The organism is Thermalbibacter longus, from assembly GCF_023806485.1.
GTDB classification, from domain to species: domain Bacteria; phylum Chloroflexota; class Chloroflexia; order Thermomicrobiales; family Thermomicrobiaceae; genus Thermalbibacter; species Thermalbibacter longus.
The window spans coordinates 499,962-525,170 of record NZ_JAMSLR010000001.1 but is presented as its reverse complement, the minus strand read 5'-3'; the positions used below and the strand labels follow the sequence as shown (position 1 = coordinate 525,170).

Genomic DNA, 25,209 nt, shown 5'->3' with positions numbered 1-25,209 from the left:
GACAGCAACAATGGTTCCCACCTCGACACCGTCGCCGGCCGCGATCGCCTCAGCCCAGCAGTCGAGCCAGACGCCCGCCACTCGGCCCCGTGCCTCGGGCGCGCGGATTTGACCGCAGCCCGAACACTGCACGAGAGCGCGAGCGACCTGGATCTGGGGATGCACCGTCACAGTCAGGCTGAAGCGCGCTGAGCCACCCGCAACCCAGGCTGTCGAGCTTCCAGCTACGGCAACGACGGCGGCTCCTCAGCTCTGCATCGCTCGGCGCCCCTCACGGCGCGGCGCTCCACCGCCTGAGATCATTACTCACGTCAAGACCTAGCCAACAGCCCACAGCTTCGCTGTCCGCTCGGAGCTCCCGCGCGCGGTGGCTTGTCAGGTACTATCCCTCTCGCGGCGGTCTCCGCTCGCGGGTGTAGAATCGCTTCGACAGAGGACAGGAGGGCAGTGTTGGCGGTGGTGCAGCGCCAGCCCGGCAAGCGGGATATCCTAACCGGGCTCAACGAGGAGCAGGTCCGGGCCGTCACCACGGTGGCGGGCCCGGTGCTGATCGTCGCCGGTCCGGGCAGCGGCAAGACCCGCGTGCTCACCCACCGGGTGGGTTACCTGATCGAGGCCGGCTACGCCTCCCCCTGGCACATCCTGGCCGTCACCTTCACCAACAAGGCCGCCCGCGAGATGCGCACCCGGCTGGAGGCGCTGATCGGTCTCGAGCAGGCACAGCGGCTGACCGTCGGGACTTTCCACGCCACCTGCGCGCGCATTCTACGTCGAGACGGCGGCCGCATCGGCATCGATCCCCGCTTTACGATCTACGACGATGCCGACCAGCTCGAGGCGGTCCGCCAGGCGCTCAAGGCGCTCGGCCTCGACCCCAAGCAGTTCAGCCCCCGCTCCATCCTCAGCCGCATCTCCGCCGCCAAGAGCCAGTTCCAGAGCCCGCAGCAGTTCGCCGAGCAGGTGCAGAGCTACTGGGATGAGGTGGTCAGCCGCGTCTACCCGCGCTACGAAGAGATCCTCCGCCGCAACCAGGCCCTCGACTTCGAAGATCTGCTCACCGAGACGTTGCGGCTCTTCCACGAGCATCCCGACGTGCTCGCGCGCTACCAGGACTGGTACCGCTACGTGCTCGTCGACGAGTACCAGGACACCAACCGTGTCCAGTACCTGCTGGTCCGCTCGATCAGCGGCGCCCACCGTAACCTCTGCGTGGTCGGCGACCCCGACCAGTCAATCTACGGCTGGCGCCAGGCCGATATCCGCAACATCCTAGACTTCAAGCGGGATTACCCGGATGCCACCGAGATCCACCTGGAGCTCAACTACCGCTCCACCCGCTCCATCGTCGAGGCAGCCGACGCTGTCATCCGCGCCAACCGCCTGCGCATCGAGCGCCGGCTGCGCACTGAGAACCCGCGCGGCGAGCCGATTCGTCTCCGCGAGTGCTACGACGAGGGGCACGAGGCCCAGTTCGTGGCCAGTGAGATCCGACGGCTCACCCTCCGCGGTGACCTGCGCTACCGTGACATTGCCGTGATGTACCGCACCAACGCCCAGAGCCGGCCGCTCGAGGAGGCGCTCATCCGGGCCGACATCCCCTACCAGCTCATCGGCGGCCTCCGCTTCTACGAGCGCAAGGAGATCAAGGACGCGCTCGCCCTCCTCCGGGTCATCGCCAACCCCAACGACTCGGTCAGCCTTCAGCGCGTGCTCGCCAACACGCCGCTCGGCGCTGGCATCGGCGATCGCACCTGGCAAGAGCTCGAACGCTGGGCGGCACTCACGCGCCAGCCTGTCGCGCGGGGCATCGCCGCGCTGGCCGGCCAGAGCGATGTGGCTCCTCCGCAGATCTCCGGGCGGCCCGCCCGCCTGCTAGCGGAGGCGTGGGGCACTCTCCAGCAGCTCTGGGAGGCGAGCGAGCGGCTCCTCCCGAGCGAGCTGTTCGACCTCGCGCTCGAGCGCAGCGGCCTCGCTCAGCTCTACCACGACGCCGGCGACCCGGAGCAGATCGAGCGCTGGGAGAACCTGCTCCAGCTCCGCTCGGTACTTGCAAGCTACGACAGCGTGGGTGACGGTGCCCTGCGTGCCTTCCTGGAGGAGTCAGCGCTGGTGACCGACGCGGACACGCTGGACGACGCGAGCGACCAGGTGACCCTGATTACCCTGCACGCGGCCAAAGGACTGGAATTTCCGGTGGTCTTCCTGACTGGCGTCGAGGAGGGGTTGCTACCGCACGCCCGCTCGCTCGAGAGCGAAGCCCAGCTCGAGGAGGAGCGGCGACTGTTCTACGTCGGCATGACGCGGGCCAGGCAGCGGTTGTACATTACCTACACCTTCCGACGGGCACGGTTCGGGGCCGCTGATCTCAGCGTGCGCTCCCGCTTCGTCGACGACATCCCGGTTCACCTGATAGACCGGGGAGATGGCCCGGCTCGGCCAGACACCTCACCTGCACGACCGGTCGACAGGCGTACCACCCCCAGTGACGGCGCGTCCTCGCCGCCGCTGGCCGTCGGGATGCGAGTGTTCCACGCCCGCTTCGGAGACGGGGTCGTCGCCGAGGTCCGCCCGGTGCAGAGCGATCAGGAGGTCGTGGTCGACTTCAAGCGCCATGGGCGCAAGACGCTGCTCGCCAGCCTGGCGAATTTGACCGTCGATTGAACCCTGCCTCGCCCTGGCGGGGCACTGGTCAACGCACTGCTCGCGCCACGAGAGAGGAGTTCTGTCATGGTCATCGCGACGCAATGGGTATACCGCTTCCGTGACGGCAACGCGCAGATGCGCGACCTGCTCGGCGGTAAGGGCGCCAACCTGGCCGAGATGACCCGAATCGGTCTGCCGGTTCCACCCGGCTTCACGATCACCACACAGGCGTGCGTGGCCTTCCTCGAGGGCGGCCGGCAGTTCCCCGAGGGGCTGTGGGATGAGGTTTTGGAGGGGCTCCGCGATATCGAGCAGCAGATGGGCAGGCGCTTCGGGGACGCGCGCGACCCGCTTCTGGTCTCCGTGCGCTCGGGCGCCAAGTTCTCCATGCCCGGGATGATGGACACCATTTTGAACTTGGGCCTGAACGACCAGACAGTCGAGGGCCTGGCAGCCAGGACCGGTGACCAGCGCTTCGCTTTCGACTGCTACCGTCGCCTGATCCAGATGTTCGGCAAAGTGGTGCTCGATATCGACGCCGAGCTGTTCGAGGACGTGATCGATGAGCACAAGCGCGAGCTCGGTATCCAGCACGACCACGAGATCCCGGCCGAGCACCTCCAGCGGATGGTCGAGGAGTTCAAGGCGATCGTCGAGCGGAAAGCGGGGCGCTCTTTCCCGCAGGATTGTCACGAGCAGTTGCGGCTGGCCATCATCGCCGTATTCGACTCCTGGAATAACCGCCGGGCCATCGACTACCGTAACGCACACGGCATCCCGCACAACTTGGGCACGGCCGTCAACGTCCAGGCGATGGTCTTCGGCAACATGGGCCCTGACTCCGCCACCGGCGTGGCCTTCACCCGCAACCCCAGCACCGGCGAGAAGGGGATCTTCGGCGAGTATCTCATCAACGCGCAGGGCGAAGACGTCGTCGCCGGCATCCGCACGCCGCAGCCGATCCACGCGATGCGCGACGACCCGCTCCTGCGGCCGGCATACGAGCAACTGCTGGAGGTAGCCGAACGGCTGGAGCGCCACTACCGAGACATGCAGGACTTGGAGTTTACAGTCGAGCACGGCAAGCTGTACATGCTGCAGGCCCGGACGGGCAAGCGCACCGGCCGCGCTGCGGTCAAGATCGCCGTCGACATGGTGCGCGAGGGCCTGATCGAGCCACGCGAGGCCGTGCAGCGGGTCTCGCCGGACCAGGTCGAGCAGCTCCTACACCCGATGATCGACCTCAACTGGAAGGGTGAGCCGCTGGCACGTGGGCTGCCGGCCAGCCCAGGAGCGGCCTACGGCAAAGTCGTCTTCGACGCCGACGAGGCGAAGGCCTGGGCTGAGCGCGGCGAGCCAGTCATCCTGGTCCGGCTCGAGACCTCGCCGGACGACTTCCACGGCATGCTGGCTGCTCAGGCCGTGCTGACCGCGCGCGGCGGCATGACCTCGCACGCTGCCGTGGTGGCGCGAGGCATCGGCAAGCCGGCGGTGGTCGGCTGCTCCGCGCTCGAGGTCGACTACGAGCGGCAGGAGTTCCGCGTCGACTCCACCGTCGTGCGCAAGGGCGACTTCATCACCGTCGACGGCTCCACCGGCGCGGTCATGCTCGGCCAGATCCCTACCGTCGCGCCGGCTGTCGGGGGCGATCTCTCGGTGCTCCTGAGCTGGGCTGACGAGATTCGCCGGCTGGGCGTGCGCGCTAACGCCGACACGCCGGAGGACGCCGCCAAGGCGCGCGAGCTGGGCGCCGAAGGCATCGGCCTGTGCCGCACCGAGCACATGTTCTTCCAAGGGGACCGGATTACTGCCATGCGCGAGATGATTCTCGCGCAGACCGTAGAGGAGCGGCGAGCGGCCCTGGCCAAGCTGGAGCCGATGCAGCGCGAGGACTTCATCGGTATCTTCAAGGCGATGGCTGGCTTCCCGGTCACTATCCGCACGCTCGACCCGCCACTGCACGAGTTCCTGCCGCGCAGCGAGGAGGAGATCGAGGCCGTCGCCCGTGACCTCGGCGTCAGTCCCGACCTCATCCGGGCGAAGGTCGAAGCGCTGCACGAGGCCAACCCGATGCTCGGGCATCGCGGCTGCCGGCTCGGCATCACCGCACCGGAGATCACCGAGATGCAGGCACGGGCCATCTTCAGCGCGGCCCTGCATTGCGCGGCCGAGGGCATCGAGGTGCACCCGGAGATCATGATCCCACTGGTGGCCGATGTGCAGGAGCTACGCCGGCAGCGCGAGGTGATCGACCGCGTCGCGCGCGAGCTGTTCGCCGAGGCCGGCCGCGAGATTCCGTACTCGGTCGGCACGATGATCGAGCTACCGCGGGCAGCGCTCACCGCCGACGAGATCGCCCAGGAGGCCGAGTTCTTCAGTTTCGGCACCAACGATCTGACCCAGACCACCTTCGGGCTCAGCCGCGACGATTCCGGGCGTTTTCTGCCGTTCTACATCGAGCAGGGTATTTTCCCGGCCGACCCCTTCCAGACGCTCGACCGCAAGGGGGTCGGGCGGCTGATCGAGATCGCCCGCGATGGTGGCCGCTCGACCCGCCCGGATCTCAAGCTCGGCATCTGCGGCGAGCACGGCGGCGATCCGAAGAGCGTCTGGTTCTGTCACGGGGCTGGGCTGGACTACGTGAGCGCCTCGCCTTACCGGGTACCGGTCGCCCGGCTGGCAGCGGCGCAGGCTGCGCTGGGCGAGCGTGAGGGCGATGTCTGAGCGCCGGGCGTGGACTCTAACCCTGGGTCCCAGCGGATGCCTGCTCGCCCGGCCGCTCCGGCTCGCTGGGCGCGGGCGGCGACACGATCGGCGGCACACCGGCGCGCGCCAGCGCTGCGACGGTGACGATCACCGCCATGCCGAGGGGGAAGAGCCAGCGAGGCAGACGGATACCGAGCGCATGGTCGAGCGAGTAGCGACCAGGTCCGGCTAGCGCGAGTGCGGACGCGATGGCCATGTTCGTCAGCGGCAGCTCGGCCCCGCCTGCTGTTACCCAGATCGGCTTGCCCCAGTGCACGGTCGCCGTTGCCATCGTCATGGTGCTGACAATTGCCAGCGGGCCGAGTGGATTCAAGAAGCCCAGCAGCGTGAGCAGGCCGCCGCCGAATTCGGCACTAGCCGCGAGCGGCGCCCAGCGCTTGCCCGGGCGGAGGCCGATCGACTCTAGCCAGGCAGCCGTGCCAACCAAGCCTCCGCCCCCGAACCGGCGGGAGAGCTTCTGGAAGCCGTGCCCGGTAAGCAGCGCCCCGAGTGTCAACCGCAACACGAGGATTGCGAGATCCACCATCGCCGCCTCCTTCGGTGACCGAGCAGCGCCCTGGTGTGACTAGACCCTCCGCTCCCCGGCATCGAGGGTTCGAGGAGTATTGTAGTACGACGTCCTCCTTGAGACGATTTATGTAACCCTCTCGACACCTCAGCCAGGATGTCTGCTACCGTTAGTAGCGTCGACATCGCGCTGCCATGTGAGATCGAGCCCTCACACGTGGACGAGCTACGGCAGAGCAGGATGAGGTCGTAGCGATCGGTCGGCCAGACCATCCTGGGGCACCCGCGAGGCGAGACGAGCGAGGCGATGCGTGGCTTTCCCAACCGCTGGCTCCACCTCCTACTGGCGCTCGTCGTCCTGGCGAGCATCTACTGGGGCTGGCGCGGGGACGGGCGCCAGCTCGAACTGGCCGAGAAGAGCCAGCCGTCGCTTGTCCCGCCGGTTGCGACCCCGACAGGCCCTCAGGCAACAGTTGAACTGCTCGATCCGCGAGAGCGCCTAGCCCGCGCCCAGCGTCTGCTTCATGGCGGCGACTTTTCCGGCGCAGCCAGCCTGCTGGGACCCCTGCTCGGCGCACAGGATCGCAGCCTCGACGCCGCAGCTCGGCTCGCGCTGGGACGGGCACTGCTCGAGGATGGCCAGGCACGGGCGGCGCTCGACGTGCTCACCGACCTCCAGCGGCGATATCCGGACAGCGAGGCAGCGGACCAGGCGGAGTTCTTTGGCGGCCTGGCCTGGGAAGCGCTGGGCGACCACCGTCAGGCGGCCGACACCCTTCGCTCCTATGCGCAGCGGCATCCCGAAATCCGGCCATATGTCGACCTGCGAGTCGCCTCCAACCTGCAACAGGCGGGCGAACTAGAGGAGGCTTCAGCAGTCGCCGAGAGCGTCGCTGTTCAGGCACCAATCCGGCGCACGGCAGTCGCCGCCCTGGAGCTGGTCCGCGCCATTGCCCAGCAACGGGGCGATCATGCCGGCGTCGTGCAGGTCACTTCGCGCCTGCTCGACCTCGCCACCCTCCGGCTCTACCGGGCCGAGTTACTGTACGCGCGAGCGGCGGCCCAACGTGCGCTGGGTCAATCCGAGGCGGTCGACGGGTTTATCGCAGTGGTTACCGCGGCTCCGGACAGCCCGTTCGCGGCGCCCGCCTTGGCCGCGCTGGACGAGCTGGGGCGCGGTGACGCCGTGCTGTTGGAGCAGCGGGGGCTGGTCTACTTCAACAGCGGCCAGTACGCGGCCGCGATCGATATCTTCTCCCAGGCGCTCGCCATCAATCCGGGCAACGACCTCGCCTGGTACTACCGCGCACAGGCCCGGCTACGCGCGGGCGATTCGGCCGGGAGCGCGCAGGAACTCGCCAGCCTAGTGGATCAGTTCCCGAACAGCCCCTTCAGCGCCGAAGCGCTCCTCACCGCGGGCAAGCTACACGAGCACGACGGGCGTCTCGCCGAGGCGCGCCTGGCCTACCAGCGGCTCCTGGACCAGTTCTCCGACACGCCCCAGGCATCCGAGGCGCGCTTCCGGCTCGGTCTCCTCGCCTACCTGGGCGGAGACCTCGCCGAGGCCGAACGCCGCTGGCGCGAGGGAGCTACCGATACGGCCAGTGGCAACCCGGCGCGTGACGCGCTGTGGCTGGGCAAGGCGTTCGCAGCGAGCGGGAATCGCGACAGCGCCAGGGCGGCCTGGGAGGAGGCACGCCGGCAGGACCCGTCCGGCTTCTACGGGCTGCGCGCCGGCGAGCTGCTCGCTGGTCAACAGGACGTTCGGGCGACCCCCGCGACACTCGACCTCGAGGCGCTCGAAGCGACCCCGCCGGATGACCAGCAGCTCGTCCGCTGGTTCGTCGCGCTGGGCACCGACCTCGAGGGTGCCCGCCGGCGGGTCGAGACTGACCCCGGTTACCGGCGTATCCGCGACCTTCTCGCCCTGGACCTGCGAATGGAGGCCGGTTGGGAAGTCGATGCCCTGCTCGAACAGTACGCCCGCGACCTGGCCGCGCTCGCCGCACTCGCCCTGCTGCTCGGTGAGCAGGGTGAGGTCGCCTACGCCTATCGCGCTGCAAGCCAGTTGCTGTCATTTTCGGGTGCGACCGAGCTACCGAGGACGCTCGAGCGTCTACTATACCCCGTCCCGTATCCAGATCTGCTGCTCCCCCTGGCCAGCGCGCGCGGGGTCGACCCGCTCTTGCTGGCCGCGCTGATCCGGCAGGAGAGCGCGTTCGAGCCACAGGCCCGCTCGCCCGCCGACGCCCGCGGTCTCACGCAGGTCTTGCCGAGCACGGGGCAAGGCATCGCCGCGGCCCTCGGCCAGTCTGACTGGCAGCCTAGCGACCTCTACCGGCCAGTGGTGAGCATCGAGTTCGGAGCGTATTACCTCGCTCAGCGACTCGCCCGTTACGAGCAGCAGCTCTACCCTGCCCTGGCCGGATACAACGCGGGCGAGGGGAACGCGGCTAACTGGGTGGATGCATTCGGGCTCGCGGATCCGGACCTCTTCGTCGAGCGCATCCCCTTTCCGGAGACGCACGACTACGTTCAGCATGTATACGCCAACTACCTGAACTACCAGCGCCTCTACCGGTCGTCCTCCCCTTGAGCACCGATCGGCGAGCGGAGAAGACCAGCGCGCGCGGCGTGCCAGAGGACTTCCCGCACATCGACGAGGCGCGGACCACGGCCGGTGAGGCGCACCTCCAGCGATCCGCCGCGCTCGAGGTGCAGCTCGCGCTCGCCATCCACCGCCACCGTGCAGGGTCGGAGCGCGATCTCCACCGCATCACCGCACCGTAGCGCGCGCCACCGCTGTACCCGAACCGTCCGGATCATGCCCGGCGCCAGGATCGCCGAGACTGGCTGGCCTTGGTCGCCGAGGTGGATGTGCAACCCTCGCTCATCCTCGCGAGCCAGCGGGCACAGGTGCGCGCCGATGGAAGAGAGTCCAATGCAACCGGGCTCGGTACGAGCCAGCACCAGCTCGTGTAGGGTCGAGAGATCCCAGATCGCCCGTGTTCCGATGAAGGGGTGTTGCGAGATCGCCACGTCCACCAGCGCGATATCGGCCAGCTCGCCGTCGAGCCAGATCTCCAGCCGCTTCGTGCGGCGCGCCAGCGTCGACGGCACGTGCCCGCAGGCGATCAACCCAGCGGCGATCCCGGCGAGCGTGCCATCCACCATCTGCGGGAAGACGTTGTTCGTACCGGTCGCGATAGCGATCAGCGGCACATCACCGCACGCCTTGGCGACGGCTCGGTTCGTCCCGTCTCCCCCGAGCGTGACGATACAGGCGGCCCCGCTCTCCGCTAGCAGGCCAGCCGCCCGGACCGTGTCTTCGACAGTAAAGTGAACAGCGAGCTGCAGCGGCTCGATCTCGACATCCGAGTGCAAGCCATCTGCTGCACGCCCGACGATCTGGTAGGAGTCGGGAAGGAAGCGCACGCGCCGGATCCCGGTAAACGCCAACCCGGCCAGCACCCGGCGGACGATCTTGACCTTCTCGTTGTTATCGAACGCTGACGCCGGGGCGACCAGCCGCCGGATGTCCTTGCCGGCAGCCGGGTTGGCGATGATCCCGACGACGGCCTCTTGACCGGCGATTAGACGACCTCCCGGATGGCGTCGATCACGCGCTGCGGACTCGGGATATAGAACTGCTCCATGCTCGGGCTGAACGGCACCGGTGTGTGCGGCGCCGTCACCATTTTCACCGGCGCATCCAGGTAGTCGAAGCCCTGGTCCACCGCCAGCGCGGCGATGTCGGCCGCGACGCTGCAGCGCGGGTTGTCCTCGTCGACCACCACGAGCCGGCGCGTCTTGGCCAGCGATTCCAGAATCGCCTCCTCATCGAGCGGCGACAGCGTGCGCAGGTCGATCACCTCGACATCGATTCCCTCACCGGCCAGCCTCGCCGCCGCCTCCATTGCCACGTGCACCATGCGAGCGATGGCGACGACCGTCACGGCACTGCCCTCGCGCTTGACGTCTGCCTTGCCCAGCGGGATGACGTACTCCCCCTCCGCTACTTCGCCGGTGGTGTCGTAGAGCAGCTTGTGCTCGAAGAAGATGACCGGGTCGTCATCCCGAATCGCTGCGATCAGCAGGCCCTTCGCATCGTAAGGCGTTGCCGGAGCCACTGTCTTCAGCCCGGGCATATGAGTGAACACCGAGTAGTGACAACCTGAATGTTGTCCGGCTGCCCCGAAGCCGGCCCCGATCATCGTCCGGATAACCATCGGCACCTTGGCCTTGCCGCCGAACATGTAGCGCAGCTTGGCGCCCTGGTTGAAGATCTGATCCATGCAGACACCGAAGAAGTCGACGAACATCAGCTCGGCGATCGGTCTCAGCCCGGTGACCGCGGCCCCTACCGCCGCGCCGATGAAGCCCGCCTCGCTGATCGGCGTGTCGAGCACGCGCTGGCGCCCGAACTCGCTGACCAGGCTTTTAGTGACGCCCAGCACGCCACCCCAGGCGCCGACGCTCTCGATATGCCCGATGCCGGCCCCACCCGCGATGTCCTCGCCCATGATCACCACTGTGGGGTCACGGCGCGTCTCCAGGCGGATCGCCTCGTTCAGGGCCTCGCGGTAGCTGATGACGCGCGTTGCGACGACCACCTCGCCTTCCCTCCTCTCGTCATTCCCACCGGGCCGGCGCCGTTCAGTGACGGAAGGCGAGCTGCGCCGCCGGGTAGTCGACATAGACGTCGGTCAGGCACTCCGCTGGAGACGGCATCGGGCTCGATTCGGCGTCCCGCACCGCCTCCTCGATCTCGCGGGCCACCGACTCGTCGATCGCGTTGAGCTCGTCCTCGGTCAGGAGCCCTTGCGAGAGCACCGTCTGCCGAAAGCGCTCGATCGGGTCGCGCCGCCGGCACTCTTCTTCCTCTTCGCTCGTGCGGTACGTCACTGCATCCCCCTGGAAGTGCCCGTAGTAGCGGAATCCACGGCACTCCAACAGGCTCGGCCCCTCTCCTCGGCGTGCCCGGGCCACCGCCTCGCCAGCCGCCTCGTAGACGGCGAAGACATCGGTACCGTCGACCAGCACGCCGGGCATGTCGTAGGCCGCCGCCCGGCTCGCGATGTCCGAGGCCGCGCAGTGGTATGTCCAGGGCGTTGACTCGGCATACAGGTTGTTCTCGCACACGAAGATGACCGGCAGTTTCCAGATTGCTGCCAGGTTCATCGCCTCGTGCGTGGTGCCTTGCTCGGCCGCGCCATCGCCGAAGAAGCAGGCCGCCACCTGGTCGGTTCCCTTCACCTTTGCCATCAGTCCGGCCCCGCAGGCCAGCGGCGGGCCACCCCCGACGATCCCGTTGGCCCCGAGCATGCCCTTGTCGACGTCGGCGATGTGCATGGAGCCGCCCTTACCCTTGCAGGCGCCGGTACTCCGCCCGAAGAGCTCAGCCATCATGCTGCGGACATCCACGCCCTTGGCAATGCAGTGCCCGTGGCCGCGGTGCGTGCTGGTGATGTAGTCACGGTCAGTCAAGTGCGCGCAGACCCCGACCGCGATGGCCTCCTCACCGGCATACAGGTGGACGAAGCCAGGGAGCTTGCCCGCCGCGAACTCCTGCGCCACCCGGTCCTCGAACCGACGAATCATGACCATCCGCTCATAGATCCAGCGAAGCTTCTCTTTCGGGATGTCCATCGCGACACCTCCCAGAGCAGCCACTCCGAATCTCTAACCTCCCGTCTCTACGATCTCCTCCTTTCGCGATCGAACCCACCCGAACGTCAACGACGCACTGCCTACGATCTGGGCTGCGAGGCGGCCAAATGCTGCTCCAACCAGGCGGTGACCTCGGCCACAACCCGCGAGAAGACCGGATGCTTGGGGTTGAGCCAGTTGAGATGCCCCATCCCGGGCAGGAGCACCAGCCGCTTCGGCTCGCCGGCACGCGCCGCGGCCAGAATCGACTCCTCCGGTGACACCAGCACGTCCACCTCGCCATGCAGGAACAGCACCGCGCGCGGAGCGATCCGGTCCACGACCGCTTCCGGGTGGTACTCTATGAACGCTTCGGCTGAGTCCAGCGGGAATTCGGGGTGGACGTCGAGTTCCGGGAATTGCCGCGCCACCTCCTGAAGGATAGCCCTGGATTCAGGATCCGGAGGCATGATCTCGTAGAGCGATACCCGCCGCGGCGTGCCGTGAACCACCCTCGCGGAGCGATCCTGGGCCAGCTCCTCCAGGAAGACCCGCCACTCCCACTCCGAGCGCAGGCTACGCAGCCACCGTCGCCCGTCGGTGACCGGCTCGAGCGCGACTACGCAGCGGGCGCGCTCGTCCTCGGCCGCAGCCACCAGCGCATGCGCCCCGCCGAAGCTCATGCCCAGCAACCCGACGCGCTGACCATCGACTAGCGGGTGCCGGGAGAGGTAGGTGATAGCGGCTCGGACATCGCGCACCTGCTCGTACGGCAGCGGTCGCCAGCGCGCGCCCTCGCTACTCCCGAAGCCACGATAGTCGAAGGTCAGGGCCGCAAAGCCGGCGTCGGCCAGTGCCTGCGCCAGGAGCGGCATTGCCAGCTCCTTGACGCCCTGGATACCCGTGCACAGCACCACGCCGGGCAGGCGTGCCGCCCTGGGTTCGCCCCTGGGCAGGAAAAGCTCGCCGGCCAGCCGCAAGCCGTCGCTGTAGAACGTCACGAGTTGGCCGCGCGGGAAGGCCGCCGCTTGTCCCCGGTCAGCGATCGCCCGCTCGACATCCTCGTAGGTGATCCGCCCACCTGGGCCGGTGCCGCGTACCCGCGCCAGGTCGATGCCGTGCTCCCGAGCCAGCTTGCGTGCCGCCGGCGTGGCCACCACCTGTGCTCCGCCCGAGGGAACGGTGGGGATCGACGCCGGCGCCGAGATGGCAGTGGCCTCCGCCGCGACCGGCTCAGCCGCGAAGGTCGCCCCAGAAGTGAGAAGCGAGAGGTCGACCTCCTCCTCCGGCGCGGCTACCACCGCTACCGGCGCCGCGACCGGAAGCGTCGCGCCCTCCGGCGCGAGCACGTGCTTCAGCACGCCCGTTTCCGGAGCCTCTAGCTCGATCGTGATCTTCTCGGTTTCGACTTCGAGGAGCGGTTCGCCCTGCCTCACCGGCTCTCCCGGCTGCTTCAGCCACTTGCCGACCCTGCCCTCGGTCATCGTCAGGCCGAGCTTGGGCATGACAACGACAGTCGCCACTGCAGCCTCCCCCCTCCGGGTACCCGATCCTGCCCGCGCAGGAGAGCCGCTGATCGGCATTGCACTGAGGATCGTCTCCATCGTAGGAGCGCCGGGCACTCCTGTCAACCCGGTCAGAGATGAGGCAGGAGGACAACCGGTTAAGGCAGCGCTCGGATGGTAGGGGAGCGCGACGAGCTCGTCGCAGCTTACCGAGGCAGAGGCGCCGGCGTGAAATCGGGGCAAGCCAGCCGCGCGTCAGCCTCGCTGAGGTATCGCTGGATGAGCCTGCAGCGGTGTGGCTCGGGGCTGCCCGGGACGGCGTTCTCCTGGAAATGGATACAGCCGCGGCACGGCTCGGCCACCTGAAGCACGCCGGCCTCCCGTAGGCTCCAGACCACAGCCCCCAGGCTGCGCTCCAGAGCTTCGAGCTCAAGCTCGTCGAGCTGCGCGAGCGCCTCTTCGAGCGTGTGCCCGAATCGGCTCAGCCGCTGGCAAACGTCCTCGCCAGCCGGAGTGAGACGCAGAAGTGTTACCCGCCTGTCGAACGGGCTCGGCGCCTTCTGAACGAGGCCATGCCGCACCAGCCCATCGAGCACGCCAATGGCAGTCACGTGGGTGACGCCGAGCGCCTCGGCCAACCGCCCCACCGAAGCGAGGAAGGGTTTAGTGTAGCGGACGAAGAGCAGAGCCTGCGCCTGAACCGGCGTAAGCCCGGTTCCGGACACCTCGGACGCGGTGATCACCTTCACTGCCTGGCTCAGCCGTAACAGCGTCATTCCCACCCGGGCCGCGCGCGACGTGCGCCGGTAGAGTGGATCGTAGATGGTCACCTTCTCCCGACTCCTCGCTGTTAGATCGCTGCAAGGTTGCTCCTGGAAAAAGAAACGTGCAGCGAGCGCCGTAGTCGGCATTGTAGCAAAAACTTTTGCATCTACGGCGCCCGCCGGCCGGCACGCTGTGCAGACTCTAGAACGCGCTCTCCTTCAGGTAGGGATAGGACCAGAGAGTTGACTGGAGCAGGACCGCTTTCAGCCAGGCCTGATGCATCGCGTCGACCTTCCTCGGCTCGGACTCACCACGTTCGAGGAAGGGACGGATCGTGGCGTAGATCGGATAGACGAGCGCGTTGACGTAGCGGAAATGAACGATCGGCGGTGCGCCGGAGACCTCGTCAGTCTGGTTCTTGCGATCGAAATGACGGCGAGCGATCTCGTACTGGTAGTCGAGCCACGCCTGGTCGTACTCGGCGCGACACGTATCGAGGATCCATTGGCCGAAACGCTTGCGCACCCGCTCGAGGTACGCAGGTACCGGCCCCTGCTCGTTCGCGAAGTAGCGGAGGAGAAACGGATGGCTGCCCACGAAGCCGTACCACACATCGAGGATCTCCTCCACGTAGGGCTCGAGGATCTGGCCAGCGCGACGCAGTGCCTGCGCGTCCTCTTCGGAGAAGAGGAGCGCCTGCTTGAGAAGTTCGAGATCCTGCACGCTATAGGGCGCCCGTGGTAGAGCAGGATCACCATACCGGTAGCCGGGGATCTGGTCCCTTGCCATGGCGAAGCTCCTTTCTCGCGAGCGGCCTCCGGCCTACTATGTAGGATACCTACATAGTAGGCCGCGTCATGGCGAGTGTCAAGCCCCGAACGCGGCGGGGTCGATCGATCCGAGTTGGCCTCGCACCGACCCGATCGAAGGCCACTCGCTCGAGGCCCGCTTGATCCTGTTACTGGTGGACGATTTATGCCGTGCAAGCAAAAGATGCTCGAGGAAGTGATGATCCGGCGCAATTCGCCTGCTTGTTCAAATTTTCCCAATCCCGTACACTTAGCCCGGTCGCCCCTCTGACCTCGCGCTGCGCCTGGACGGCCCGTCGGCGACTGGATAGCAGCACCGAGGAGTTCGAATCGTGACCACCGGTACAGTCCCAACGCAGGAGCGCGGTCCGGTAACTGCCGGTACCCGCGGGATCGCCGCCTACCGGGGTTATCGTCCCCCGGTGGGGATGTTGTCCTGGGCCTTGCACCGGATTACCGGTCTGGGTGTGCTCCTCTTCTTGCTGCTGCACATCGTCGATATCTTTCTCGTCGGTTACGGGCCCGAGACGTTCAACGAGCTTCTCTTCCTCTACCGCCATCCGGTGTTCCGGATCGGCGAGATTATCCTGGTGGCAGGGCTGTACTATCATGCGGCCAATGGCGTACGCATCATCCTCATCGACTTCTGGGACAAGGCATACCAGTTCGAGCGCCAGCTCTTCTACGGAGTGATCGTCGTGTTTCTCGCCGGCTTTATCCCAACTGCATTCCTCATGATCCGGGCTATGGTTCGGTAACAGGTCGAGCGCGATGATGCCAGCGACGCCAAGAGGGTCGGAGTCGATCGGGAGGTGAGCCAGATGAGCGCCCCACGCCTGCGAGTCGGTCGCGAACGGCCAGCGGGGGGATTCGAGCTCTACTCCTGGTACTTCTTCCGGATCAGCGGGTTGCTGCTGATCTTCCTCGCGATTACGCACGTCGTGATCATGCACGTGATCAATACCGTCGATGAGATCGATTGGCGCTTCGTCGCCGATCGCTGGGGCTCACCGTTCTGGCGCGCCTTCGACTGGCTGATGCTCTTCCTGGCGCTTCTTCACGGCCTGAACGGCGCGCGGCTCGCCGTGGACGACTACGTGCGCTCCCGCGGCTGGCGCATCTTCGCCCATTCGATCCTCTGGAGCGCGGCGGTAATCTTTTTGATCATCGGCTCGATCGCGGTCCTGACCTTCAACCCGGATGCATTCCAGGCAGCGGCTACGGCAGCGGGGAGTTGAGCCATGTACCACCGGTTCGACGCAGTCATCGTGGGAGCTGGCGGCGCGGGACTGATGGCTGCCGCCCAGCTTGCCGGCAAGTGCAATGTCGCCGTGATCACCAAGCTGTACCCGGTGCGCTCGCATACCGGCGCCGCCCAAGGCGGTATCGCCGCCGCCCTCGCGAACGTCGAGGAGGACCACTGGATCTGGCACATGTTCGACACGGTCAAGGGTGGCGACTACCTGGTCGATCAGGATGCCGCCGAAGTCCTGGCGCGCGAAGCGATCGATGCCATCATCGAGTTGGAGCACTGGGGCTTCCCCTTCAACCGGCTGCCCGACGGGCGGATCGACCAGCGACGCTTCGGCGGGCACACGCGCAACTTCGGGGAAGCGCCGGTTCGTCGCTCCTGCTATGCAGCCGACCGCACCGGCCACATGATCCTGCAGACCCTGTACCAGCAGAGCATCAAGAACCAGGTGGTCTTTTTCGACGAGTTCATGATGCTCGACCTGTTGCTCACCGATGATGGCGTCTGCACCGGCGTCGTCGCGCTCGATGTCGAGACCGGCGAATTCCACGTCTTCCACGCCAAGGCTGTTCTGCTCGCTACCGGCGGATACGGCCGGGTATTCAAGGTCACCAGTAATGCGCTCTCGCTGACGGGCGACGGCGTGGCCATCGTCTTCCGGCGGGGTCTACCGCTCGAGGACATGGAGTTCTACCAGTTCCACCCGACCGGGATCTACAAGCTCGGCATCCTGCTCTCGGAAGCGTGCCGCGGCGAAGGGGGCATCCTGCGCAACGGGTTGGGAGAGCGCTTCATGGAACGCTACGCGCCCACCCTGCTCGACCTGGCGCCGCGCGACGTCGTCTCCCGGAGCATTTACCACGAGATCCGTGAAGGGCGGGGCGTTGAGGGCAAGGACTACGTCTATCTCGATCTGACGCACCTGCCCAAGGAGGTCATCGAGACCAAGCTGGCCGATAACACTGACTTCGTCCGCACCTATCTCGGTCTCGACCCGGTGGTCGACCCGATCCCGATCCAGCCGACGGCGCACTACGCGATGGGCGGCATCCCGACGGATGTCGACGGCCGCGTCACGGTGGATGCCCAGAATACGCCGGTACCAGGGCTCTACGCCGCTGGCGAGTGCGCGTGCGTGAGCGTCCACGGAGCCAACCGGCTCGGGACCAACTCGCTCGTCGACCTCGTGGTGTTCGGCCGGCGGGCCGGCAAGCACATGCTGCAGTTCGTGCAGGAAAACGATCTGCACCCGCTGCCGAAGGAACCTGACTACCGGGCTCGGGCGGAGGTCGAATGGATCCTCGAGAACGAGGGCCAGGAGAAGGTGGCCACCATCCGTGCCGAGCTACAAGAGGCGATGATGGCCGACGCCAGCGTCTTCCGCACCGGCGACGGCCTTCGCCGGATGCAGGACAAGCTCGTCGAGCTGCGCAACCGCTTTACCCGCATCACGATCGACGATCGCAGCCGGACGTTCAACACTGACCTGGTCGAGGCGATCGAGCTCGGGTATCTGCTCGACTGCGCCGAGGCGATCGTCGCCTGCGCACTGGCCCGCGAAGAGAGCCGGGGCGCGCACTACCGCGAGGACTTCCCGCAGCGGGACGACGCGAACTGGCTCAAGCACACGCTGGTCACCCGCACCTCCGGTGGCCTCGAGCTGTCCTACAAGCCGGTAATCATCACGCGGTTCCAGCCGAAGGAGCGAACATACTGATGCAGGTTACACTGCGGATCCAGCGCTTTAATCCGGAAACGGATACCAAGCCGCATTACCAGGAATACACGGTTGAGGTCGAGCCGACCGACCGGGTACTCGACGCGCTGAACCAGGTCAAGTGGTACCAGGACGGTTCACTGACCTACCGGCGGAGCTGCGCCCACGGCATCTGCGGCTCGGATGCCATGCGGATCAACGGGCGCAACCGCCTGGCGTGCAAGGTGTTGATCAAGGATCTGGGGCCGAAGATCACCATTGAGCCATTGCTCGGCTTCAAGGTAATCAAAGACCTCGTCGTCGATCTGGAACCGTTCTTCGCCCAGTACCGGACCGTGATGCCCTACCTGATCAACGATGAGCCTCCACCCACGCGCGAGCGCCTGCAAACCCCGGAGGAGCGCGAGCTCATCGAAGACACCAGTAAGTGTATCCTCTGTGCCTGTTGTACCTCCGCCTGTCCGATCTTCTGGACGACTGAATGGCTCGGCCCGGCAGCTATCGTCAATGGTCATCGCTTCCTCTTCGACTCGCGCGACCGCGCGACCGAGGAGCGGCTGGCCGTCCTGAACCAGCGATTCGGTGTCTGGCGGTGCCGCACCATCTTCAACTGCACAGAGGCGTGTCCTCGGGGCATCCAGGTGACGCACGCGATCGAGCAGGTGAAGCGCCGCATTCTCTTCGAGCAGAGTTAGGCACTCGGGTGCGGGACACGTGGTCGGCCTCGTCGATGATCCGTGCTTGAGGTCTCACCGGTAGGGCCGCCGATGGGCAGTTTCCTAGTTGCGGCACACAGAGGGAAAGGGTAGCGAGGCACAAGAGGGGATCGGGCCGTCGACATGCAGAATCCGTTCAGTTGGGACTACCTCACGGCTCCGCTCAGCGAGACCCCGACCTGGGGGCCGTTCTCGATCGCCTACCTCACGATCTTCGGCCTCGGCTTTCTTGTCGCGCTCTACCTGTACAACGACTTCGGCGGGCGCCTACGGCGTCGCGACCCCCTCCTCGCGGCGATGTTGCGTCGCTTCGGCGGCATCGCGCTCATCGTTTTCGGGATTGGGTTGTTCTTCTTCTCGTTTCGCCTGCTCCGGCTCAGTGCCTTCGGTCTCTACATGCGCCTTTGGCTCTACCTCTGCGCCCTGGCTGCGCTGGCAATGGTCGCCTATTTTGTCTACTACGTGAGGACGACTTACCGGTCTCTGGTCAGAGCCCGGGAGGAAGAGCGCCTTCGCCGGCAATACCTCACGGGCCAGGCCGTGCGCTCCGGCGGCCGGCGGCAGCGGGCAAGCAGGAGCGGGCGGGAGCGCAAGCGCCGCTCCCGTCAGGGATCTCGAACCTAAGCGTGAAACGAAGGCCGTTCCCCGAAAAAGCAACCAGGCCGCCCGCTGAGGCGGCCTGGTCTCGTTGCGTGGGATGGCCGTGCACCCTCCGTCGATCACGGTCCTCCGGCTTGCGCCGGGCTCGTTAGCTCCGGCCAGGCGCCCCCACGTCACCCGAGGTTCACCGCTTACGGCTGCTTCCTTCCGGACCTGACCGGGTTCACGGCTCCTCGCCGCGTGGGACCCAACCATCCACGCCACGTGACCCGGGCAGTCCCACAGGGCCAGACCTCGGGAGGGAGTTCAGCCCCGCTACAGCGGATTGCGGGTACAGGGCACCGCTATCTCCCCGCCTAGCACGGCCACTCATGAAGGATACCCGATTTCGTCAGAGACTGCCAGGGCCGTGTTAGCCAGCCGGCGCCGAACGGTCAGCCCCGCCAGGCACGCGTGGCCACTATGGCCGGCCCGCGCGCGGTCTCTGGCCTGCGATTCCCCCGCTACGGTACGAGCGCCTCGCCGCCGTCCACGCGAATGACGTTCCCGGTGATCCAGCCCAGCCCCGGCTGGCTCAGCGCCCGGATCGCCCGCGCGACGTCCTCGGGCGTGGTCAACCGGCCACCGGGGTTGCGTGTCGCCGCGTGGCGCAGCATCTCCTCAGCGCCCGGGATGCGGTTCTGGGCTGGCGTGTTGGTAACTCCGGCTTGTATTGAATTCGCGGCGATGCCGTACGGCGCAAGCTCCACGGCAAGCTGCCGAACGTGAGCCTCCAGGGCCGCCTTGGCAGCCGAGACCGGGCCGTACCCCTTCCAGACCCGCGTCGAGCCCTCGCTGGTCATCGCGAAAATCCGCGCATCCTGATCGAAGAGTCCGGCATGGAACACGTCCTGCGTCCAGTAGACCAGCGAGTTGGCCATGACATCGAGCGTCATCTCCATCTGCTTCTGGGTCACCTCCTGAGCCGGGTCTTCTTCGATGTAATTGCGCAAGGTGCCGAACGCCAGCGAGTGCATCAGCACTCGCACCTTGGCATCCCGCTCGCGCAGTGCCTGGACCACTGCCTGGCGCGTCTCCGGATCAGCGGCGTTCGCATTGAAGAAGAGCGCCTGCACGCCGTGAGATTCGACGTCGCGGATAACCGCCTCGGCCATCGGCAGCGTGCTGCGGCGATCGAGGTGGACACCGCAGATATGCATACCAGCCTGCGCCAGCTCCCGCGCGGTCGCCGCCCCGAACCCGCTCGACGCGCCCAGAATCAGCGCCCACTTGCCCGCGATCATGTCGTGCTCCACAGCCATGTTCACCCTCCATCGGCCAACTCCCGCCGATTATCGGCGTCCACGTTCGGCCGGGTCAAGCTGCCCTTCCCCTGTCCCACGGCCATTAGGCAGAGCGTCGGGGCTGAACCATATCCGCACCACAGTCCCGTTGCCTGACCGCGGCGACACCTCGAGCCGGCCACGGAGGTCGACCTCGACGAGCGTGCGCGCGATCTGGAGCCCCAGCCCACGGCTGTAGCGCGCGTCGAACCCGGGGGGCAGCCCCCAGCCGTCGTCGGCGACCTCGAGCAGCGCCTGCCCGGCTTCACGCCGTACGAGCACGTGAATCCGCCCACCGCTGCGATCCTTGAACCCGTGCCGGACCGCGTTCGCGACGAACTCGTTCAGCAGCAGCGCCAGGATCGTGGCCTGGCGAGACGATACCCAAACCTCGTCTGCTTCCACTGTCCATAACACCCCGCTGTCCTCGCCGCAGAGCGTCGCCACCGCCTCCTCGACCACCGTTCGGCAGAGCGTCTCCAGGTCCATCTCCTGGAGGTGTTTCCCGCTGAAGAGGTCGTGCACCACCGTCAGGCTCCGGATCCGGCTCACCGCCTCCTGGAGCGGCGCGCGCACCTGCGGACTGGCATGCCTCATCTGGAGCGAGAGGAGCGCGGCCACGGTTTGCAGATTGTTCCGAACCCGGTGGTGCATCTCCTGAAGGAGCGCCGACGCCCGCGCGAGTCCCCGGCGCGCCTCGTCGTACAGCTCGGCGTTCTCGATGGCGATTGCCGCGGTGTCGGTGAACGCGTGGAGCAAGCCCGGCTGCGCAGGCTGTCCAGCATTCGCATCGAAGACGAGGCAGATCGCACCGACCGCCCGGCGACCGGTGATCATCGGCATGGCATAGACCGCGACGCTCTCGGTGGAGCCTGACAGCGGCCTCCAGATGGCCCAGCACGATTCCAGGACCTCGCCGACCAGGGGTCGCAGCGCCGGGTCGAACTCGGCGCCTATTTGCGCCATCCAGTCACTCGGATGTTGGGCCAGTAACTCGAGCTGGCCGCGACGAGCGCGCGGCTGGCGATAGATCAGGGCAGCGCGGGCACCCGAGAGATCGATCGCCTTGGTGCTGATCAGCTCCAGCAGCGCGGGGAGATCGAGCGTCGAGGCGATGGCCCGCCAGAGCTGCTGCAGCAGCTCGAGCTGCGCGATGCGCCGTCGTAGCTCGGCGTCGGTCTCGCTGTAGAGCTGGGCGTTCTCGATGGCGATACTGATCTCACCGGCCGCGGTCTCCAGGAAGTCCAGCTCTTCAGGGAGAAACACCCGGCGCTCCAGGCTCATGATATTGAGCACCCCGAGCAGGCCGCCGGGCGAGCGTGCGATGAGCGGTACCGAGACCTGGCTAGCGAACGGTCGATCGTTCACGTGGGGGTAATCGAGATAGGCCGGGTGGCTCGTCGCGTCCGGCACAGCCTGGAGCTGGCGCGTGAGGGCTGCCTGGCCAGTAATGCCCACCCCGAGCGGTAGCGTGACTGACCCCGGCGGGTCGGTATTGATTCCCTCGCTCGCCCGTAGAGTCAGGGTACCCGTCGACTGGTCGTAGAGAAATATGGCACAGCGGTCGGCACGGATCGTCTCGCGCAGGACCTTGGCGACGGTCGCCAGCATCTCCTCGAGATCGAGGCTTCGGGTAGCCGCCCGGCTGATGCGGTGCAGCGCGTGCAGGCGACCGACTGGGCCGGCCAGAGTCTCCGGCCCGCCCGTCCCTTCGTCTCCGGTGGCCGGTTTCAAAAGTTTGGCGAGCGCTTCCCATTCATTGTCGAGCACCGGTCGCTCCTCTGTGGGTGACGATCGCTCATATCACTGATGGTACAATCGCTGGCGAACGGGTCAAACCAGCGCGGACGTACGATGGGAAACGGTGGTAGGGAATGGAGCGACGCGAGGAGCCCCAGTTGCCCACCCTGACGGGGCAAAACGATCTCTCCTGGCTCGGCGTCGTCACTGAAGGGAGCTACAGCGGCGGATTGATCGTCCGGCTGTTCCCCGACTGCGAGGCCGAGGCGTTGCGGGTCGGCAGCTTCGTGGTGCTCGAGGGGCAGCGCCACTGGTACTTCGGTACGATCACCGATATCCGCCTGCGGGCCACCGACACTGCGCTGACCGCCGATCCTCCGGCGCACGGCTCGGCCTTCGTCCGGCGCATCATTCGCGGCACGCACGCCTACGTCACCGTCGAGGTACGCCCCTCGCTAGTACTCGAAGATCCGGCCAGCCCGGCCGGCAGCAAGCCGAGACCCGCGCGGACCATTCCGGCACACTTCGCCACCCTTCGCCAGGCGACTCCGATCGACTTCGAGGTCGTCTTCGGCAAGGAAGACCGGTATCGCTTCGCCCTCGGCACCCCGCCGACGATGGACATCCCGATCCCGATCGATCTCGAGCTGCTCGTCCAGCGTAGCAATGGCATCTTCGGCCAGAGCGGCAGCGGCAAGAGCGTGCTGACCCGGCTCATCCTCTATGGCCTTATCCGGGCCGACATCGCCTCAGCATTGATCTTCGACATGCACAGCGAATATGCGCGCGCCCCGGCCGACCAGCCGCACATCGCCGGCCTGGCGGAGATCTTCGGCCACACCCGCGTCCGCGTCTACACGCTCGACCCACTGACGGACGATGCCGCCAGCAGCCGGGTCGTCCAGATCGGGCTCAACCATATCGAGCCGGAGGACATCGAGCTGCTAGCACAAGAGCTCAACCTGACACCGACCTTCGCCACGGTGTCCCGCCTGCTCAAGCGCCAGTTCGGTGATGATTGGATCTCGAAAGCGCTGGCGTTCACCGAGGAGCAGGTAAAAGAGTTCTGCGGCGAGACGGGCGCTCATCCCCAGGCCGTGGATGCGCTGCGCAGCAAGCTCAGCCGGCTCCCCGAGCGGGACTATATCGTTACCCGAGCCGACAACTCCACGCTCGACGACATGCTTCGCCATTTGGAGCGCGGCACCCACGTCATCCTCCAGTTCGGGCGCTTCGACTCGATGCTGGACTACATGCTGGTCGCCAATCTCGTGACCCGGCGCATCCACCAGCGGTACGTCGACCAGGCGTTGCGGCAGTCGCAGATTGGAGCGTCGGATGCGCACCGCCGGCGCCTGGTCATCGTGCTGGAGGAGGCGCACAAGTTCCTGGCACCGGAGGCCGCCCGGCAATCCATCTTCGGCACCATCGCGCGCGAGATGCGCAAGTACTGGGTCACCTTGCTCGTCGTCGATCAGCGACCATCAGGGATCGACACTGAAGTGCTCTCCCAGCTCGGTACCAAGATTATCGGCCCGCTCACCGACCAGCACGATATCGAGGCCGTCCTTACCGGCGTCTCCGACCGAAACCACCTGCGCAACTTGCTGGCTAACTTGAGCCCTCAGCAGGAGTGCCTGGTCGTCGGCCACGCGGTGCCGATGCCGATCCTGCTCCGCACGCGTCCATATCACCGCGATACACTGTTGAAGGAGGCACGCGCGGGCGATGACGCGGCCCGCGCGCTGCTCAAGAATCTGATCGGGGAGGACTCGTGACCGCTCTTCGCCTCGTCCACTTCGCCGACCTGCACCTGGGCATCGAGCTGCACGGTAGTCCCGACCCGGCGACCGGTCTCTCTTCCCGCGTGCAGGATTTCCTGCGTGCGTTCGATGCAGTGATCGACTACGCGGTGTCGGAGCGCGTGGACGCCGTCCTCTTCGCTGGCGACGCCTTCAAGAACCGCGACCCGAACCCCACGCTGCAGCGCGCTTTCGCCGAGCGGATCCGCCGGCTGACCGAAGCCGCCATCCCCACGGTACTGCTCGTCGGCAACCATGACCTGCCGATAGCCCAGTCTCGTGCCACCCCGATGGATATCTATCAAGCGCTCGGCATCCCCGGCATCTATGTCGCGAGGGATATCCGGCGCCTGCTCATTCCCCTGCGCGAGGGGCAGCTTCAGGTGGTTACGCTCCCGTGGATCCCACTCAACCGGTCGCTGGCGAACGACGAGATCCGCTCGCTGGATCGGGAAGAGATCGAGCGGAGGTTTCGCCTGGCGGTCAGCCTGGGAGTGCAGGAGGCGTTGAAGGAGCTCGACCCCGCGATCCCCGCCGTCTTCCTCGGCCATCTCAGTCTCGAGGGAGCAAAGGTGGGCGGTGAGCGCAGCATCATGCTCGGGCTCGACCCCTTCTTCAGCACCGTCGAGCTCGGACTCCACGAGAGCCCGCTCGACTACGTCGCTTTGGGGCATATCCACCGGCACCAGGTCGTCGCCGGCCGGCCGCCGGTGGTGTACGCCGGCAGCTTGGAGCGGGTCGACTTCGGTGAGGAAGACGAGCCCAAAGGATTCGTGGTCGTCGAGATCGGCCCCGGACGCTACCCGGAGCGAGAGGTGAAGTGGGAATTCCGGCCCGTGCCGGCCCGCAGCTTTTACACCCTCCGGGTCAAGGTGAGCGGCGAAGAACCGATGGCCTCGATCGCGCGCGCGATCGAGCGCAACGCGCGGGCGATCTCCGGCGCCATCGTGCGGGTCTTCCTCGAGCTGGAGCCCGAGCAGGTCGATCAGATCCGGTTGAACGACGTCCGCCGCGCGCTGCAGGAACACGGTGCGGCGCACGTGGCGGCAATCGTGCGCGAGACCGACCGGATGACTCGACCACGGGTCGAGATCCGGCCTGAGGAGGCGACCGACCCGGTCACCATGCTGCAGCGATGGGTAGACCTGCACGATCTCCCCGACGACCGCAAGCGGCAGATCATCGAGCGGGGACGCGAACTCATCCAGCGCGCCCGTGAGACCAGCGCGAGCAGTAGCTAGCACGCCCCGGCTCGCATGGCCGTGGAAGCCGCCAGGTGAATTCGGGTATACTTCGCTCGAGGTCGCATTCTGCCCGCGTAGCTCAGCGGATAGAGCCGGGGCGTCCTAAGCCCTGTGGTCGGGGGTTCGAGTCCCTCCGCGGGCGCCGCGTGCGTTCAACTTCGACGAGGTGCAC

19 protein-coding genes, 1 tRNA gene and 1 other RNA gene are annotated in these 25,209 nt (G+C 66.6%); 11 read left to right on the top strand and 10 right to left on the bottom strand.

Annotated elements, in window-relative coordinates; translation table 11 throughout:
- The first annotated feature begins 456 nt into the window (after positions 1 to 456).
- Complete coding sequence (locus NET02_RS02260; RefSeq protein ID WP_284055912.1) at positions 457 to 2,661, top strand: ATP-dependent helicase; 2,205 nt, start codon at positions 457 to 459, stop codon at positions 2,659 to 2,661.
- 66 nt (positions 2,662 to 2,727) lie between these two features.
- Positions 2,728 to 5,367, top strand: a complete 2,640-nt coding sequence (ppdK, locus tag NET02_RS02255; RefSeq protein WP_284055744.1) for a pyruvate, phosphate dikinase — start codon at positions 2,728 to 2,730, stop codon at positions 5,365 to 5,367.
- A gap of 16 nt (positions 5,368 to 5,383) precedes the next feature.
- Here the strand turns inward: ppdK and NET02_RS02250 are convergent, their stop codons facing one another.
- Positions 5,384 to 5,935 carry a DoxX family protein gene (locus tag NET02_RS02250; protein WP_284055743.1) on the bottom strand — a complete coding sequence of 184 codons (552 nt, stop codon included), beginning with the start codon at positions 5,933 to 5,935 and terminating at the stop codon, positions 5,384 to 5,386.
- A 288-nt stretch (positions 5,936 to 6,223) separates the two neighbouring features.
- Here NET02_RS02250 and NET02_RS02245 point away from each other — a divergent pair, with 288 nt between their 5' ends.
- Positions 6,224 to 8,512 carry a lytic transglycosylase domain-containing protein gene (locus tag NET02_RS02245; RefSeq protein ID WP_284055742.1) on the top strand — a complete coding sequence of 763 codons (2,289 nt, stop codon included), beginning with the start codon at positions 6,224 to 6,226 and terminating at the stop codon, positions 8,510 to 8,512.
- Here the strand turns inward: NET02_RS02245 and NET02_RS02240 are convergent.
- The 6 genes from NET02_RS02240 to NET02_RS02215 all read right to left on the bottom strand — a co-directional run bounded on the left by NET02_RS02240 (position 8,491) and on the right by NET02_RS02215 (position 14,624).
- On the bottom strand, positions 8,491 to 9,480 hold the full coding sequence (locus tag NET02_RS02240; protein WP_284055911.1) for an ATP-NAD kinase family protein: 990 nt from the start codon (positions 9,478 to 9,480) through the stop codon (positions 8,491 to 8,493). The two genes, NET02_RS02245 and NET02_RS02240, sit on opposite strands and share 22 nt — an antisense overlap.
- A gap of 29 nt (positions 9,481 to 9,509) precedes the next feature.
- Positions 9,510 to 10,529 (bottom strand): alpha-ketoacid dehydrogenase subunit beta, encoded by a 1,020-nt coding sequence (locus NET02_RS02235; RefSeq protein ID WP_284055741.1) that lies wholly within the window; start codon positions 10,527 to 10,529, stop codon positions 9,510 to 9,512.
- A 43-nt stretch (positions 10,530 to 10,572) separates the two neighbouring features.
- Positions 10,573 to 11,565 carry a thiamine pyrophosphate-dependent dehydrogenase E1 component subunit alpha gene (locus tag NET02_RS02230; RefSeq protein ID WP_284055740.1) on the bottom strand — a complete coding sequence of 331 codons (993 nt, stop codon included), beginning with the start codon at positions 11,563 to 11,565 and terminating at the stop codon, positions 10,573 to 10,575.
- Between the two features lie 101 nt (positions 11,566 to 11,666).
- Positions 11,667 to 13,088, bottom strand: coding sequence for an alpha/beta fold hydrolase (locus tag NET02_RS02225; RefSeq protein ID WP_284055739.1), 1,422 nt, complete (start codon positions 13,086 to 13,088; stop codon positions 11,667 to 11,669).
- Positions 13,089 to 13,276: 188 nt separating this feature from the next.
- Positions 13,277 to 13,900, bottom strand: coding sequence for a MarR family winged helix-turn-helix transcriptional regulator (locus NET02_RS02220; RefSeq protein WP_284055738.1), 624 nt, complete (start codon positions 13,898 to 13,900; stop codon positions 13,277 to 13,279).
- 136 nt (positions 13,901 to 14,036) lie between these two features.
- Positions 14,037 to 14,624: a protoglobin domain-containing protein gene (locus NET02_RS02215; RefSeq protein WP_284055737.1), complete on the bottom strand. Its 588-nt coding sequence runs from the start codon at positions 14,622 to 14,624 to the stop codon at positions 14,037 to 14,039.
- Between the two features lie 352 nt (positions 14,625 to 14,976).
- Between NET02_RS02215 and sdhC the strand changes: the two genes are divergently transcribed.
- The 5 genes from sdhC (at position 14,977) to NET02_RS02190 (ending at position 18,953) form a co-directional block, all read left to right on the top strand.
- On the top strand, positions 14,977 to 15,402 hold the full coding sequence (gene sdhC / locus NET02_RS02210) for a succinate dehydrogenase, cytochrome b556 subunit (protein ID WP_284055736.1): 426 nt from the start codon (positions 14,977 to 14,979) through the stop codon (positions 15,400 to 15,402).
- A gap of 63 nt (positions 15,403 to 15,465) precedes the next feature.
- Positions 15,466 to 15,882 carry a succinate dehydrogenase hydrophobic membrane anchor subunit gene (locus NET02_RS02205; RefSeq protein ID WP_284055735.1) on the top strand — a complete coding sequence of 139 codons (417 nt, stop codon included), beginning with the start codon at positions 15,466 to 15,468 and terminating at the stop codon, positions 15,880 to 15,882.
- Between the two features lie 3 nt (positions 15,883 to 15,885).
- Positions 15,886 to 17,613, top strand: coding sequence for a succinate dehydrogenase flavoprotein subunit (gene sdhA, locus NET02_RS02200; protein WP_284055734.1), 1,728 nt, complete (start codon positions 15,886 to 15,888; stop codon positions 17,611 to 17,613).
- Positions 17,613 to 18,308 carry a succinate dehydrogenase iron-sulfur subunit gene (locus NET02_RS02195; protein ID WP_284055733.1) on the top strand — a complete coding sequence of 232 codons (696 nt, stop codon included), beginning with the start codon at positions 17,613 to 17,615 and terminating at the stop codon, positions 18,306 to 18,308. Before sdhA ends, NET02_RS02195 begins: the two co-directional genes overlap by 1 nt.
- Positions 18,309 to 18,452: 144 nt before the next feature.
- Positions 18,453 to 18,953: a hypothetical protein gene (locus tag NET02_RS02190; RefSeq protein ID WP_284055732.1), complete on the top strand. Its 501-nt coding sequence runs from the start codon at positions 18,453 to 18,455 to the stop codon at positions 18,951 to 18,953.
- Between the two features lie 77 nt (positions 18,954 to 19,030).
- Here NET02_RS02190 and ffs read toward each other — a convergent pair.
- The 3 genes from ffs to NET02_RS02175 form a co-directional block, all read right to left on the bottom strand.
- Positions 19,031 to 19,294: signal recognition particle sRNA large type (ffs, locus tag NET02_RS02185), an RNA gene on the bottom strand.
- A gap of 138 nt (positions 19,295 to 19,432) precedes the next feature.
- On the bottom strand, positions 19,433 to 20,230 hold the full coding sequence (locus NET02_RS02180) for an enoyl-ACP reductase FabI (RefSeq protein ID WP_284055731.1): 798 nt from the start codon (positions 20,228 to 20,230) through the stop codon (positions 19,433 to 19,435).
- Between the two features lie 30 nt (positions 20,231 to 20,260).
- Entirely contained in the window at positions 20,261 to 22,021 is a 1,761-nt protein-coding gene (locus NET02_RS02175; protein ID WP_284055730.1) for a sensor histidine kinase, read from the bottom strand.
- A 128-nt stretch (positions 22,022 to 22,149) separates the two neighbouring features.
- Here NET02_RS02175 and NET02_RS02170 point away from each other — a divergent pair, with 128 nt between their 5' ends.
- The 3 genes from NET02_RS02170 to NET02_RS02160 all read left to right on the top strand — a co-directional run bounded on the left by NET02_RS02170 (position 22,150) and on the right by NET02_RS02160 (position 25,179).
- Complete coding sequence (locus tag NET02_RS02170; protein WP_284055729.1) at positions 22,150 to 23,769, top strand: helicase HerA domain-containing protein; 1,620 nt, start codon at positions 22,150 to 22,152, stop codon at positions 23,767 to 23,769.
- Positions 23,766 to 25,034: a metallophosphoesterase family protein gene (locus NET02_RS02165; protein ID WP_284055728.1), complete on the top strand. Its 1,269-nt coding sequence runs from the start codon at positions 23,766 to 23,768 to the stop codon at positions 25,032 to 25,034. Before NET02_RS02170 ends, NET02_RS02165 begins: the two co-directional genes overlap by 4 nt.
- A gap of 71 nt (positions 25,035 to 25,105) precedes the next feature.
- Positions 25,106 to 25,179 (top strand) — tRNA-Arg (locus NET02_RS02160).
- Positions 25,180 to 25,209 lie beyond the last annotated feature (30 nt).

Bases quoted from the DNA above. Each gene is read 5' to 3' on its own strand.
- ppdK (WP_284055744.1), top strand. From the start codon at position 2,728: ATGGTCATCGCGACGCAATGGGTATACCGCTTCCGTGACGGCAACGCG.
- NET02_RS02250 (WP_284055743.1), bottom strand. From the start codon at position 5,935: ATGGTGGATCTCGCAATCCTCGTGTTGCGGTTGACACTCGGGGCGCTG.
- NET02_RS02245 (WP_284055742.1), top strand. From the start codon at position 6,224: ATGCGTGGCTTTCCCAACCGCTGGCTCCACCTCCTACTGGCGCTCGTC.
- NET02_RS02230 (WP_284055740.1), bottom strand. From the start codon at position 11,565: ATGGACATCCCGAAAGAGAAGCTTCGCTGGATCTATGAGCGGATGGTC.
- NET02_RS02215 (WP_284055737.1), bottom strand. From the start codon at position 14,624: ATGGCAAGGGACCAGATCCCCGGCTACCGGTATGGTGATCCTGCTCTA.
- NET02_RS02205 (WP_284055735.1), top strand. From the start codon at position 15,466: ATGAGCGCCCCACGCCTGCGAGTCGGTCGCGAACGGCCAGCGGGGGGA.
- sdhA (WP_284055734.1), top strand. From the start codon at position 15,886: ATGTACCACCGGTTCGACGCAGTCATCGTGGGAGCTGGCGGCGCGGGA.
- NET02_RS02195 (WP_284055733.1), top strand. From the start codon at position 17,613: ATGCAGGTTACACTGCGGATCCAGCGCTTTAATCCGGAAACGGATACC.
- NET02_RS02190 (WP_284055732.1), top strand. From the start codon at position 18,453: ATGCAGAATCCGTTCAGTTGGGACTACCTCACGGCTCCGCTCAGCGAG.
- NET02_RS02180 (WP_284055731.1), bottom strand. From the start codon at position 20,230: ATGGCTGTGGAGCACGACATGATCGCGGGCAAGTGGGCGCTGATTCTG.